This window comes from Oleiagrimonas sp. MCCC 1A03011 (assembly GCF_003267965.1).
GTDB classification, from domain to species: domain Bacteria; phylum Pseudomonadota; class Gammaproteobacteria; order Xanthomonadales; family Rhodanobacteraceae; genus Oleiagrimonas; species Oleiagrimonas citrea.
Genome location: NZ_MSPY01000005.1, coordinates 231,811 through 244,182, shown reverse-complemented (window position 1 = coordinate 244,182; position 12,372 = coordinate 231,811). Strand labels below are relative to the sequence as shown.

Here is a 12,372-nt window from a genome sequence, read left to right as displayed (position 1 = left end):
GACCGGCAGCCTGCGCAAAGGACGCCGATCAGCCGTGATCGGTCGAGCGGATGAACGCGGCCACGTTGTCGTGCAGTTTCTTCAGCGACGGCAGGTGCGCGTAGACCATGTGGCCCGACTGGTACAGGTGCACGGAAATGTTCTTGTGCAGACGCTGCGGAATCGGCAGATGGTCCAGCTCGTACTCGGCGGCGAAGAACGGCGTGGCCATGTCGTAGTAACCGCCGTTCATCATCACCTTCAGGTCCGGGTTGGCCTTCATGGCCTCGGCCAGGTCGGTCATGACATTGAGCGACTGCTGGTTGTGGTCATGCGTGAAGTCCCAGTGATCAAAACCGGCGAACAGGCGGTAGTGCTTGTTCTGGCCGAACTTCAGCGTCTTGCGCACGTAGTTGTTGAAGGTCGCCACGTAGGCCGAGCTGATGGCCGAGGACTGCGGATCGTACTGGATGGTCTTGCTCATCGGGTCCATGCTCGGACCGGCGAAGCGCGTGTCCAGACGACCGGTGGAATCGCCTTCCTTGCTGAGCAGCTCGTGCTCGAACATCGGCCCGCTGACGCGCAGGTCCGCCTTCACCAGATAGGCCACCGGCAGGCCGGTGTACTGGTGCAGTTTCTCGGCCACGGCCTGCTTGCGCGCCGGGTCCAGCATGGAGCCGGCGGCCAGCGCCTGGCTGTATTCGCCGGTCGCGAAGGACTCGACCTGCTTCATCAGGGTCGGCAGATCGGCCGGCGGCTGCGGCAGTTTGTGGTGGTACCACGCGGTCGCGGCGTAGGTCGGCAGCGCCAGCACGTACGGTTGATCGACGCCGGGGTTGTCCGACGGGCTGTCCGGGCTGTTGTCGAAGCTGAGGATCTGCGACAGCAGCACCACGCCATTGAGGTCGACCGAATCCTGGTTCTCCAGAATGTTCGAGAGTACCGCCGAGCGCGTGGTGCCGTAGCTTTCGCCGAACAGATACTTGGGCGAATTCCAGCGCCCGTAGGTCGACAGGAAGCGGGTGACGAACTGCGCGAACGCCTGGCCGTCGCCGTCTACACTGTAGAACTGCTTGGCGCGCTTCTTCATCAGCGCGTCGCGCTTGTCCTTGCCGGTCTGCGCGATCAGACGCGAAAAGCCGGTGCCCGGTGCGTCGATGAACACCAGATCGCTGGCGTCGAGCAGGCTGTAGTCGTTGTTGACCAGCTTGTACGGTGCCGCCGGCGTGTGGGTGTGGTCGCTGGTCTGCACGCGGCGCGGTCCGAACGCGCCCATGTGCAGCCAGACCGAGGCCGAGCCCGGACCGCCGTTGTACAGAAACGTGACCGGCCGCTTCGACGGGTCGGCGCCCTTCTTGAAATAGGCCACGTAGAAGAGACTGGCGGTCGGCGTGTTCTCGTCGTCGCCCTTGCCATGCAGGACGATGGTGCCGGCCACGGCGGTGTACTGGATGCGTTTGCCTTCGACCGTGACGCTGCCGCTGGACACGGATTTCTGCGGTGTGGCGAGGGCCGCGTCGGGCGAAGACGCGGCGTCCGATGCCTTGTTGGCGTCTTTGGCACTGGCGATCATCGGCGTCGCGCACAGGCACAGCGCGGTCAGCGCGGCCCAGGATGCGAATTTACGCATGAGGTTCTCCTACGAGGAACGGGGGACGGCCGCGAACGCGGTCATCCCTTCAGCATACGCCTGAACCACGCGCGCCCCATGGGCATGAAGTCACGCTTCGCTTGCGTATCGGCGGCGCAGACCGCATAACCCGTGCATGCCCGAATTGCCCGAAGTCGAAACCACCCGCCGCGGCATCGCCCCGCATCTGACCGGCCGCCGCATCGAGACCGTGACGCTGCGCCGTCCCGACCTGCGCTGGCCGATCCCGGCCGCGATCGGCGAATGCCTGCCCGGACGCACCGTCGACGCCATCACGCGCCGCGCCAAGTACCTGCTGCTGGAAACCGAAGCCGGCAGCGCGCTGCTGCATCTGGGCATGTCGGGCATGCTGCGCGTGCTGCCGCCAGACACGCCGGTCGGTCGCCACGATCACTACGACCTGCTGCTGGATTCGGGGCAAGCGCTGCGTTTCACCGATCCGCGCCGCTTCGGCTGCCTGCTGTGGCAGGCGCCGGGTGAGGTGCACCCGCTGCTGGCCTCGCTCGGTCCGGAACCACTGTCGGATGCCTTCGACGGCGACCTGCTATGGCACCTGTCGCGCGGTCGACGCAGCGCGGTGAAGACCTTCATCATGGATCAGGCCGTGGTCGTCGGCGTGGGCAACATCTACGCCAGCGAGGCGCTGTTCGCGGCCGGCATCCACCCGGCGCGAGCCGCGGGTCGCGTGTCGCGCGAACGCTACGCCGTGCTGGCCGACGCCATCCGGCGCATTCTCGCGCACGCCATCGAACGCGGCGGCACCACCCTGCGCGACTTCCTCGCCCCGGACGGCGCGCCGGGCTACTTCGAACAGGAGTTGGCCGTTTACGGCCGTGCCGGCGAACCCTGCCGGCAATGCGCGACGCCGGTGCGGTCCGTGACCCTGGGCCAGCGCACGACGTTCTACTGCCCGCGCTGCCAGCGCTGAAATCAACCGGCCGGAATGCCGAACACGACGACGGCAAACGCCAGCACCGCGCCTAGCGCGAACAGCACGCGGCGCAACGGCCGCCCTTCGGCGAGCACGAAGGCCAGCAGGCACTGCATCGTGTAGTACACCGCAAAGGCGCGGCTGGCGAAGGCGATGAGGCCGAAGATATCGACGCTCCAGGTCAGAATCAGTGCCGCCACCGTGATGCCGAGATACGCCATGCGCGGCGACACGCGCTGACTGGTGACTTCGTGCAGCAGGCCGCCCGCGCCCCCCATGTCCGCGACCGCGGCGGACAGTTGCGAGGCCACCGCGGCCAGCACCAGCAGCGGACCGAGCACGGCGGCGACACCGCCGACAATATCGACGATCTGTGTCTCCGCGCCCAGGCCCAGCGCGCGCTGCGGCACATGCGGCAGCACCAGTGCAATGAAGGCCACGTAGATACCCGTGGACAGCAACTGCGCCCAGCGCATGCTGCGCACACGCGTGGTCGCGTCGTAGTGTCTGCCGAGGAAGCGCGACGTCTCGAAGCCCTGCACCAGAATCACCGTGCCCAGCAGCACGCGCGCGACGTGCCAGCCGGTGCCGTCCTCGGCGGCCGGCGCATGGCCGTGCACGTCGCCGAGCGCCAGCACCAGGGCCAGCGCCACCAGCAAGCCGCCGATCACCGCCAGCTTGAAGCTGACCGCGAACACTTCCACGCGCTCGATGGCCTTGAAGCCGCGCCAGTATCCGAGCACGCCCAGCGCCAGCACGATCACACTGGTCGCCACGCGCTCCCAGGTCGGGTCGACCACGCCGAAACCCTTGAGCAGATACGCGCCGAGCAGGTTCAGGTAATAGGCCACGGAGATGAAATAGGCGAACGCCAGCATCACCTCGGAAAGTCGGTCCAGGGCCTGCAGGTGCGGACGCGTCTCGCTGTCGCGCAATGGTTCGGCATGGACAATGTTGAAGCGGATGGCGGAACCGAACAGCCAGGCCAGCACGCACAGCCCGATCATCGCGGCCGTGGCCCAACTTCCGGCGACGCCGGCCAGCACCGGCCCGACGACGAGAAAGCCCGAACCGATGATCGAGGCCAGCGGCGTCACGGTCGCCCGCCAGGCAGGTCGCCGACGCACGGTCGGCCACAGCAGCACGCCCAGCGCCACCGCGGCGACCACCACCGTCAATGCATTCAGCGCAGGCGCGTGCGGACCCATCAACCTCTTCCCTGAAGCGGTGTGGCGATCACTTCGGCCAGACCAGCTCGACGTGCGTGTTGTTGAAATGCGGATCGTCCAAACTTCCGCCTCGCCGCGCCTTCAATACATCCGGCAGGCCCTCGATCTCCAGTTCCTGACCATCGCTGAAATGCGTGCCCATGACCTGCATCTCGACCAGGCGCAGGCACAGCTCGCCAGCGGCGTCGGCCTGCTTGTGCGGCACGCCGCGGATGCTGATGTCGGGGCGACCGAACTTGCGCATGCCGCGCGTGCGTACCCAGGCCATGCCGCCCCCCGCGTCTTCGTCCTCGTTGCACAGGATCAGTACGTGATGGCGCGGCGGCGCGCCGCCCTCGACCATGAAGCGATCCTGCCAGGTTTCCTGGTCGAACAAGCTCAGGATCTGCGGATCGGCCACAGCCACGCCGCCGATATCCATCAGCCCGGCAATCACGCCCAGGGTGTCGCGCAGGTAGTCGAGGCTGGCTGCATCCTCCAGCCGACCGCGCACACTGAGCACTTCCGGCGCCGCCATCGCGGCCTCGAACGCGGTCGGATGATCCTGCCGCAGCATCTCGCCCAGCGCGCCGTGCAGAGGAAAGCCCTCCCACTGCTCCAGCGTCTCGCGCGGATAGCGGAACAGCTCGACGCCCGCGGGCAGGCCCTTGCTGCCGTGCCGCGCGGCGGGAATGCGCAGCTCCTTGGCGAACGTGCCGAAGACGAAGAACAGCAGGACCGCATGTTCGTCGCCGGCCGACCAGTTGGGACGCGGCCATTCGCTCGCGGTGGATCGCGTGTCGCTCATCAGTCGGCTCCGTGTACGTGAAAGGTCAGTCGTCGGCCCGGTCGCCCAGCGGCAGCACATCCTGCTGCAACTCGACGCGGCCCTCGCCGGCCATGATCTTCTTGAATTCGGCGCGGCTCACGGAGACATAACGATCGTTGCCGCCGATCTCAACCTGCGGGCCGTCGCTGACCACCCGACCCTGCTCGTCCACACGCACCACCATCGTCGCCTTGCGGCCGCTGTGGCAGATGGTCTTGATCTCTTCCAGGTTGTCGGCCCAGGCCAGCAGGTGCCGGCTGCCCTCGAACAGATCGCCGCGAAAATCGGTGCGCAGGCCGTAGGCCAGCACCGGGATGCCGAGTGCGTCGACCACGTCGGTGATCTGCCACACCTGCGCGCGGGTCAGGAACTGCGCCTCGTCGACCAGCACGCAGTGCAGGTCGCCACGCTCGGCGATGTCCTTGCGCACGGTGGCCAGCAGGTCGGCGTCGCCGGCGAAGCGCCGCGCGTTCGCCTTCAGACCGATACGCGAAGCCACCACGCCCTCGCCGTAACGGTTGTCCAGCGCTGGCGTCAGGATCAGCGTGCGCATGCCGCGCTCGTGGTAGTTGTACGCGCTCTGCAGCAGCGTGGTGGTCTTGCCGGCGTTCATCGCCGAATAATAGAAATAGAGTTTGGCCATGATCGCCGAAATGTCGTTGGACGGTGCATCGCGCGGCGATGCGTGGACGGCACAGTGTAGCGCGCGCAAAGACCACACTCAGGCCGCCGGTTCCTCTGGTTCGGCATAGCGGCTGCTCACCTGCACGCGACGATCGCGCCGCGCTGCGTGCCAGCGGCGCAATCCGGTCAGCACGAAGGCCGCGTGCATCAGCTTGAACAGCAGCAGTCGACCGCGTACCGGACGCGAATCGAACACGTCGCCGGCCAGCATCGAGATCACGCCGCGCTCCACGCCGAGGATGTCGCGCGGCGCACGGAACATTTTCTTGATCGCAGGCGTGTTGAAGCGGTGTATGAACCAGGCCACGCGCGCCATGCCGCGGCGCATGCGTCGTTCCAGCCGCCGCTGCAGACGCCGCTCGCAAGCGGGATCGACAAGCGCACGGTCCACAACCTCGGCGGCCTGCTCGGCGCCATCCATGGCCAGGTACACGCCGGTCGAGAACACCGGATCCAGAAACGCGAAGGCGTCGCCGATCAGCATCCAGCCAGGGCCACCCATGCGGCGCGAGTCGTAGGAATAGTTGCCGGCGGCATGCACCTTGCCGTCGATCAATTCGGCGCCGCGCATGCGCTCGCGCGTAATGCCGTGCATGTCCAGCGTATCGCGCAGAAAGGCGGTGCGTCCGCCGCGTCGTTGCTTGAGATAATCCGGGCGGCACACCGCGCCGACGCTCGTCACGCCGTCGGGCAGCGGAATCATCCAGATCCAGCCATGCTCGAAGTGGTAGATGCCGATGTTGCCGGCCTCCTCGCCTTCGCGCCGACGCACGCCGCGGTAGTGGCCGAACAACGCCGCGGTCTGGTGCACGCGACTGCGGCGCACCAGCTTGCGCGCACGGCCCAGCACGGCGTCGCGGCCGCTGGCATCGATCACATATCCGGCACGGATACGTATCTCGCCCTGCGCAGTGGCCGCATGCACCCACGATTCACGCGGGCCGCGCTGGTCCACCGCCTTTACACAGGCCTCCTCGCGCGCATCCACACCTTCGGCACGGGCATGCTCGAACAGCATGCAGTCGAAATCCTCGCGCCGCACCTGATAGGCATGCGGCGGATTGTCGCCAAAACTGCGCTTGAACTCGAACGTGTTGTAACCGCGCTCGTTGTCGGCCTCGAACTCGGCACCGTTCTTGTGCACGCCCAGCGCGCGCACTTTGTCCAGCACGCCCAGGCGCTCGAAGATCGGCAGATTCATCGGCAGCAGCGATTCACCGATGTGGAAGCGCGGATGACACGCCTTTTCCAGCAGCATCACACGGTAGCCGCGCCGCGCCAGCAACGTGGCAGCCGTGCTTCCCGCCGGCCCGCCACCGATCACCAGTACCTGACACGACATGGTCGTTGTCGCGCTGCTCGCCTGCACTTCGTCTGTACTCCCCGGAACGGCCTTCACGACCGGGATGCTCCACCCCATTCAACGTTGCCGGCATGATATCCACAAAGCCCGTTTCCTTGTCCGGGACACCGTGCAGACTGACTGCTCGTGCGAACGGCAGACAGCGCGCTGCGGGTTTTACGAAAATCAGCGCTCCATGCCGGACCCCGCGCTCGGGAACGATGCACCCGTGCCGAGCCCGCTTCCGACAGACACCGATTCACCTTCTTCGTCGTCCCCATGGCCGGGACATCACTGGTGATCGCCGCGGAAAACCCGCTTCCCACCGACATCTTTGCGAACCGGCTTGCATCGCGCGGCACGCCCCGCGATCCTTTGCGCCTGCAGTCCCGCCCGGTTTCCCATGCTCAATCCGCAACAACACGCCGCCGTCGAATACGTGGACGGCCCGCTGCTGGTGCTCGCCGGCGCCGGCTCGGGCAAGACCCGCGTCATCACCGAGAAGATCGCCCACCTGATCGCGCGCCGGAACCTGGCGCCGCACAAGATCGCGGCCATCACCTTCACCAACAAGGCCGCGCGCGAGATGCGCGAGCGCGTGGCGAAGATGATCAGCGCCGAGGCGGCGCAGGCGCTGACCGTGTGCACCTTCCATGCGCTGGGCCTGAAATTCCTGCACATCGAGCACGAACGCGCCGGTCTGCGGCGCAATTTCTCGGTGCTGGATGCCGACGACAGCGGCGCGCTCATCAAGGAACTGGCGCCGGCCGGCATCAAGCCGGACGCACTGTGGCGACTGCGCAACCTGGTCTCGCAGGCCAAGAACGCGGGCCTGACGCCGGAGCAGGCCGCCGATGCCGCGCGCGGCGCGCCGGAACTGGAGGCCGCCAGCATCTACGAGCGCTACCAGGCCCGGCTGGCCGCCTACAACGCCGTCGATTTCGACGATTTGATCCGCCTGCCGCTGCAGGTACTGGAAAGCGACGCCGAGGCGCGCGCCGGCTGGCAGGAGCGCCTGCGCTACCTGCTGGTGGACGAATACCAGGACACCAACGACGCCCAGTACCGCCTGCTGAAGTGCCTGATCGGCCCGCGCGGCGGCATCACCTGCGTGGGCGACGACGACCAGTCGATCTACGCCTGGCGCGGCGCCAACCCGGAGAACATCGACCAGCTGGGCCGCGACTGGCCCAATCTGAAGGTCATCAAGCTGGAGCAGAACTACCGCTGCGCCAAGCGCATCCTGCGCGCCGCCAACACGCTGATCGCCAATAACCCGCATCTGCACCAGAAGAGCCTGTGGAGCGAGCTGCCGGACGGCCCGCCGATCCGCGTGCTCGAATGCAACGACAACGACCACGAGGCCGAGCGCATCGCCTCCATCGCCTCGCACCTGGCCGAGAAGCACAAGGCGCGCTGGAACGAGTTCGCGATCCTCTACCGCGGCAACCATCAGGCCCGGGCACTGGAAAAGGCGCTGCGCCTGGCACGTGTGCCGTACCACTTGTCCGGCGCGCTGTCGTTCCTCGACCGTGCCGAGGTCAAGGACGTGCTGTGCTACCTGCGCCTGATCGCCAACCCGTCGGACGACGCGGCCTTCCTGCGCGTGGTCAACTGCCCCAAGCGCGAGATCGGCGCGACCACGCTGGAAAAGCTCGGCACGCTGGCGCAGACGCGCCACACCTCCATGCTCGACGCCGCCCGCAACGACAGCGCGCTGCGTGCGCTGGCCTCGCGCCCGGCCGCCGCGCTGGCCGGCTTCGTGCGCCTGATCGACGGTCTGCGCCAGACCGCCGCGACCTCCAGCGCCGCCGATCTGGTCGAAGCCGTGCTCGAACGCACTCACTACGGTGCCTACCTCGCCGCGCAGGCGCCCGATCCCGCGCAGCGCGAACGCCGCATGGGCAACCTGCGCGAACTGGTCGAATGGTTCCGCGCCATGGGCAAGGACGGCGGCCGCGCCGGCGACCTGACGTCGCAGCTGGCGCTGCTGACCCACGCCGACCGCGACGACCCCGGCAACGCGCTGCGCATGATGACGCTGCACGCGGCCAAGGGGCTGGAATTCCGCTTCGTGTTCATCGTCGGCTGCGAGGACGGCACCCTGCCGCACGAGGGCGCGATGGACGAAGGCCGCGTCGACGAGGAACGGCGCCTGATGTACGTCGGCATCACCCGCGCCAAGGAACTGCTGACGCTGTCCTTCAGCGCGCGTACGCGCCGCTTCGGCGAACTGCTGACCAACCAGCCCAGCCGCTTCCTGAAGGAACTGCCCGAGGCCGAACTGCACTGGCAGGGCCGAGACCCCAACGCCGACGCCGAGGTCGCGCGCGAAACCGCCGAGTCACACATCGCCAAGCTCGCCGCGCTGCTGGGCGACTGATTCCGCAACAGAGACCGCCTGCGGCCGCGCTACACCAGCGCGGCCTTTTCCAGCTCGCCCTTCAGATAGGCATAGAAAATCGGCGCGGCGATCACGCCCGGCAGGCCGAACGCGGCTTCCATCACCAGCATCGCAATCAGCAATTCCCAGGCGCGGGCGCGGATACGCGTGCCGATGATGGTGGCGTTGAGGAAGTACTCGAGCTTGTGGATGCCGATCAGGAACACCAGCGCGGCGATGCCCGTGCCCAGCGACACCGACAGCGCCACCACCGTAATCAGCGTGTTGGAGATCAGGTTGCCGATCACCGGCAGCAGCCCGGCGATGAAGGTCACCAGCACCAGCGTCTTGGCCAGCGGCAGATGCACGCCGAACAGCGGCAGCACGCCGAGCAGGAACGCCCCGGTGAACACCGTGTTGACCAGCGAGATCTTCACCTGTGCGAAGACGATGTCGTGGAACGCGCCGGCCAGCCGCTCGGCACGCTCGGCCAGCGCCTCCGCCAACGGTCCGCCTTCACCGTGCGGACGCACGTGGCTCAACGCCACCACCGCGCCCAGCACCAGTCCGATGAGAATGTGCACCAGCACGCGCGCGGCCTCCTTGCCGGCCAGCTGCAACGTGCCGGCGTGGGTCTGCAGCCAGTCCAGCGTGGAGTTGCGCAAGTCGTCGACGCTGTCCGGCAGATGGTCGACCACCCAAGGCGGCAGCTGCTGGCGCGCCTTGTCGACCAGCGGCATCAACTGGTCGCTCCAGAAGTCCTGCGGATTGCCCAGTTCGGCATGCAGTATCGAGACGATGCCGAGCACGGCCAGAATCAGCAATCCGACCAGCACCACGGCCAGCACACTGACCACGACCCAGCGGGCGCGGGCGCGGCTGCCGATCCAGCGCCGCTGCAGCATGTTGGTGGAGATCACGATCAGCTCGTAGACCAGCAGTCCCGCCAGCAACGCCGGCAGCAGGTGCAGATAGAGCGTCAGCAGCAAGCCGGCCGCAGCCAGTACGTAGCTGGTCAGGGTCAGGTTGCGGGACGAGAAGGCGATGGTGTTCATGGGGCGACGCGCGGCCAGGGAACCGGCAGTCTGTCAGCGACCGCCCCCGCGTGACCAGCCCCGTCGGTCACGCCCGTCTGTCACGACGCTGTCGTACACTTCGCCGAAACTTGCGCCTTTGGCGTGCACTTTTCCCACGGAGAGATTGATGAGGATCGCCCTGCCCCTGTTCGCCGGTCTGCTGCTGGCCGGCTGCGCCGCGACCGCGCCGCAACCCAAGCCCGTTCTCGCACCCGCCCCGGCTCCGGTCACAGCACCCGCGCCCCAGCCGGTCGGTCCGGCGCCCAACGATCTGCTCAACGCGACAGCCTGGACGCAGAACGCGGTCGAGCATGACCTGGTCTTCCGCGAAATCTATCGCGATGCGCAGGAAAAGCTGCTCAAGGCGCTGAAGAACAAGCACTGGGACGCGCTGCCGCACAACGAGCGCACCGGTCCGGTCGCCAAGCTGAAGCCGGCGGTGATTCTCGACATCGACGAGACCGTGCTCGACAACTCGCCCTACGAAGCGCGCCTGATCCAGAGCGGCAAGGCCTACAACGAAGCCACCTGGGGTGCCTGGGTGAAGGAAGCCAAGGCCAAGGCGCTGCCCGGCGCGCTGGCGTTCACCAAGTTCGCCGACAAGCACGGCGTGCGCGTGTTCTACATCTCCAACCGCGCGCAGGATCTGGACCAGGCCACGCTGGAGAACCTGCGCAAGGCCGGCTTCCCGGTCCACGGCAAGAACGCGTTTCTCGGCCTGGGCACCTTCGTCAAGGGCTGCGAGCAGATCGGTTCGCAGAAGACCTGCCGCCGCCAGCTGATTGGCGAGCACTACCGCGTGCTGATGCAGTTCGGCGATCAGGTCGGCGACTTCATGACTGTGCTGAACAACACCACCGAGGGTCGCCGCAAAGCCATGGCGCCCTACGCGGCCTGGATCGGCGAACGCTGGTACGTGTTCCCGAACCCGATGTACGGCTCGTGGGAGCCGGCCATGTTCGGCAACGACTGGGAGCAGCCGGCCAACGTGCGGCGCAAGGCGAAAATCGACGCCTTGCACGCCGATAACTAATAGGAACATGAAGTTATGAGCTAAACCTAGTGTATTGCATCAGGTTTGAGGCCTCGCTATGCTGAAACCGCCGGTCCCGCCGCACGCGCTGCCCGATCGGCCATTTCCCTACCGGCATGTTTCCGGATCGCCCCGCGTCGGGATCGACGCGGGGCTTTTTCATGCCGATGGTGCCGCCAAGGCATGACTTCCGACCGTGTGTCGATCCACACTTGCCTGCGATCGGACACGCCTCTACGCTGCCGGTCCACACCTTTTCAGGAGTTCGCCCGCATGCTCAACGTCCGATCCCGATGGCTGGTCGCGGCCTTCGCCTTCGCCCTGTTGCCGGCCTGCGGCAAAAGCGACAAGGCGGCGCAGCAGTCGGCTACGGCCAGCACTACGCCGGCCAAGACCGTGCTGACCAGCATCGAGCTGCTGAAGAACGGCCAGTTCGACCCGCTGCTGCAGCACGTGCTGCCGCCCGCGGACTACAAGGAAATGCGCGCGCAGTGGACGGCGCAGCACAGCAAGATGAAGCAAATCAGCGAACACGACCGCCAGCAGTTCGCCGAGAACATGGCCAAACTGACCGCGCCGGACGCCGAACAGAAGATCTGGGCCGAGACGCAGCCCAAGCTCCAGCAGCTGGACAAGAAGTACAAGACCCAGCTGCCGATGATGATCGGTGTCGGCCAGATCATGCTCGACACGCAGATCAGCAACGCCAAGAACCTGACGCCGGACCAGAAGAAGCAGGCCACCGACGTGGTCAGCGCGCTGGGCCAGTGGGCGCAGAAGGTGCCCTGGACCGACCCGGACAAGCTCAAGCAGGCCATCGGCGTGCTGACGTCCACGGCGCGCAAGCTCGACATCAAGACGCTGGATCAAGCCACTTCGATGGGCTACGACGAGTCCATGAAGAAGTACGGCGTGGTCTGGGGCGGCGTGAAGAAGGCGCTGAAGGTGTACGGCCTTTCCCTCGACAAGACCCTGGATTCGGCCAAGGCCAAGACGCTGACCAGCGATGCGCACACCGCCACGGTGAAGGTCGACTACACCTTGCTGGGCCAGCCGCAGAGCATGACCCTGGATCTGGTCAAGGTTGACGATCGCTGGTACGACAAGGACTTGCTGGACCACTGGCGCAAGGCGCTGGACAGACGTGCGCCCGCCGCAGCCTCCAGCACCGCGACTGCAGGCAACGCCCCCGCCGCGCTGCCCGCCGATTCGGCCAGCAGCGCCAAGTAAGTGCGTTCACGCGATCCGGCATGCCT

10 protein-coding genes are annotated in these 12,372 nt (G+C 66.7%); 4 read left to right on the top strand and 6 right to left on the bottom strand.

Features of this window, described 5'->3' with window-relative positions; translation table 11 throughout:
• Window positions 1–28 precede the first annotated feature (28 nt).
• Entirely contained in the window at window positions 29–1,609 is a 1,581-nt protein-coding gene (locus BTJ49_RS11745) for a peptidase S10 (RefSeq protein ID WP_113065583.1), read from the bottom strand.
• A 136-nt stretch (window positions 1,610–1,745) separates the two neighbouring features.
• On the opposite strand from BTJ49_RS11745, the gene mutM reads away from it, so the two are divergent.
• On the top strand, window positions 1,746–2,558 hold the full coding sequence (mutM, locus tag BTJ49_RS11740; RefSeq protein WP_113065582.1) for a bifunctional DNA-formamidopyrimidine glycosylase/DNA-(apurinic or apyrimidinic site) lyase: 813 nt from the start codon (window positions 1,746–1,748) through the stop codon (window positions 2,556–2,558).
• A gap of 2 nt (window positions 2,559–2,560) precedes the next feature.
• On the opposite strand, the gene BTJ49_RS11735 is transcribed toward mutM, so the two are convergent.
• The 4 genes from BTJ49_RS11735 to BTJ49_RS11720 all read right to left on the bottom strand — a co-directional run bounded on the left by BTJ49_RS11735 (window position 2,561) and on the right by BTJ49_RS11720 (window position 6,624).
• Window positions 2,561–3,769 carry a hypothetical protein gene (locus BTJ49_RS11735; RefSeq protein ID WP_113065581.1) on the bottom strand — a complete coding sequence of 403 codons (1,209 nt, stop codon included), beginning with the start codon at window positions 3,767–3,769 and terminating at the stop codon, window positions 2,561–2,563.
• Window positions 3,770–3,797: 28 nt separating this feature from the next.
• Window positions 3,798–4,577: a hypothetical protein gene (locus BTJ49_RS11730; RefSeq protein ID WP_113065580.1), complete on the bottom strand. Its 780-nt coding sequence runs from the start codon at window positions 4,575–4,577 to the stop codon at window positions 3,798–3,800.
• Window positions 4,578–4,602: 25 nt separating this feature from the next.
• A complete protein-coding gene (locus tag BTJ49_RS11725) occupies window positions 4,603–5,241 on the bottom strand; it encodes a thymidine kinase (protein ID WP_113065634.1) in 639 nt (212 codons plus the stop codon).
• Between the two features lie 78 nt (window positions 5,242–5,319).
• A complete protein-coding gene (locus BTJ49_RS11720) occupies window positions 5,320–6,624 on the bottom strand; it encodes an NAD(P)/FAD-dependent oxidoreductase (protein ID WP_113065579.1) in 1,305 nt (434 codons plus the stop codon).
• A gap of 403 nt (window positions 6,625–7,027) precedes the next feature.
• On the opposite strand from BTJ49_RS11720, the gene BTJ49_RS11715 reads away from it, so the two are divergent.
• Complete coding sequence (locus BTJ49_RS11715) at window positions 7,028–9,007, top strand: UvrD-helicase domain-containing protein (protein WP_113065578.1); 1,980 nt, start codon at window positions 7,028–7,030, stop codon at window positions 9,005–9,007.
• A gap of 29 nt (window positions 9,008–9,036) precedes the next feature.
• Here BTJ49_RS11715 and BTJ49_RS11710 read toward each other — a convergent pair whose 3' ends face one another.
• Entirely contained in the window at window positions 9,037–10,062 is a 1,026-nt protein-coding gene (locus BTJ49_RS11710) for an AI-2E family transporter (protein ID WP_113065577.1), read from the bottom strand.
• Window positions 10,063–10,210: 148 nt separating this feature from the next.
• Between BTJ49_RS11710 and BTJ49_RS11705 the strand changes: the two genes are divergently transcribed.
• Together BTJ49_RS11705 and BTJ49_RS11700 are read left to right on the top strand one after the other, a co-directional pair.
• Window positions 10,211–11,116, top strand: coding sequence for an HAD family acid phosphatase (locus tag BTJ49_RS11705; RefSeq protein ID WP_113065576.1), 906 nt, complete (start codon window positions 10,211–10,213; stop codon window positions 11,114–11,116).
• A 273-nt stretch (window positions 11,117–11,389) separates the two neighbouring features.
• Window positions 11,390–12,346, top strand: coding sequence for a hypothetical protein (locus tag BTJ49_RS11700; RefSeq protein ID WP_113065575.1), 957 nt, complete (start codon window positions 11,390–11,392; stop codon window positions 12,344–12,346).
• Window positions 12,347–12,372: the final 26 nt, after the last annotated feature.

Excerpts from the sequence above, each read along its gene's own strand:
- BTJ49_RS11745 (WP_113065583.1), bottom strand. The coding sequence starts at position 1,609 with ATGCGTAAATTCGCATCCTGGGCCGCGCTGACCGCGCTGTGCCTGTGC.
- mutM (WP_113065582.1), top strand. The coding sequence starts at position 1,746 with ATGCCCGAATTGCCCGAAGTCGAAACCACCCGCCGCGGCATCGCCCCG.
- BTJ49_RS11735 (WP_113065581.1), bottom strand. The coding sequence starts at position 3,769 with ATGGGTCCGCACGCGCCTGCGCTGAATGCATTGACGGTGGTGGTCGCC.
- BTJ49_RS11730 (WP_113065580.1), bottom strand. The coding sequence starts at position 4,577 with ATGAGCGACACGCGATCCACCGCGAGCGAATGGCCGCGTCCCAACTGG.
- BTJ49_RS11725 (WP_113065634.1), bottom strand. The coding sequence starts at position 5,241 with ATGGCCAAACTCTATTTCTATTATTCGGCGATGAACGCCGGCAAGACC.
- BTJ49_RS11720 (WP_113065579.1), bottom strand. The coding sequence starts at position 6,624 with ATGTCGTGTCAGGTACTGGTGATCGGTGGCGGGCCGGCGGGAAGCACG.
- BTJ49_RS11715 (WP_113065578.1), top strand. The coding sequence starts at position 7,028 with ATGCTCAATCCGCAACAACACGCCGCCGTCGAATACGTGGACGGCCCG.
- BTJ49_RS11710 (WP_113065577.1), bottom strand. The coding sequence starts at position 10,062 with ATGAACACCATCGCCTTCTCGTCCCGCAACCTGACCCTGACCAGCTAC.
- BTJ49_RS11705 (WP_113065576.1), top strand. The coding sequence starts at position 10,211 with ATGAGGATCGCCCTGCCCCTGTTCGCCGGTCTGCTGCTGGCCGGCTGC.
- BTJ49_RS11700 (WP_113065575.1), top strand. The coding sequence starts at position 11,390 with ATGCTCAACGTCCGATCCCGATGGCTGGTCGCGGCCTTCGCCTTCGCC.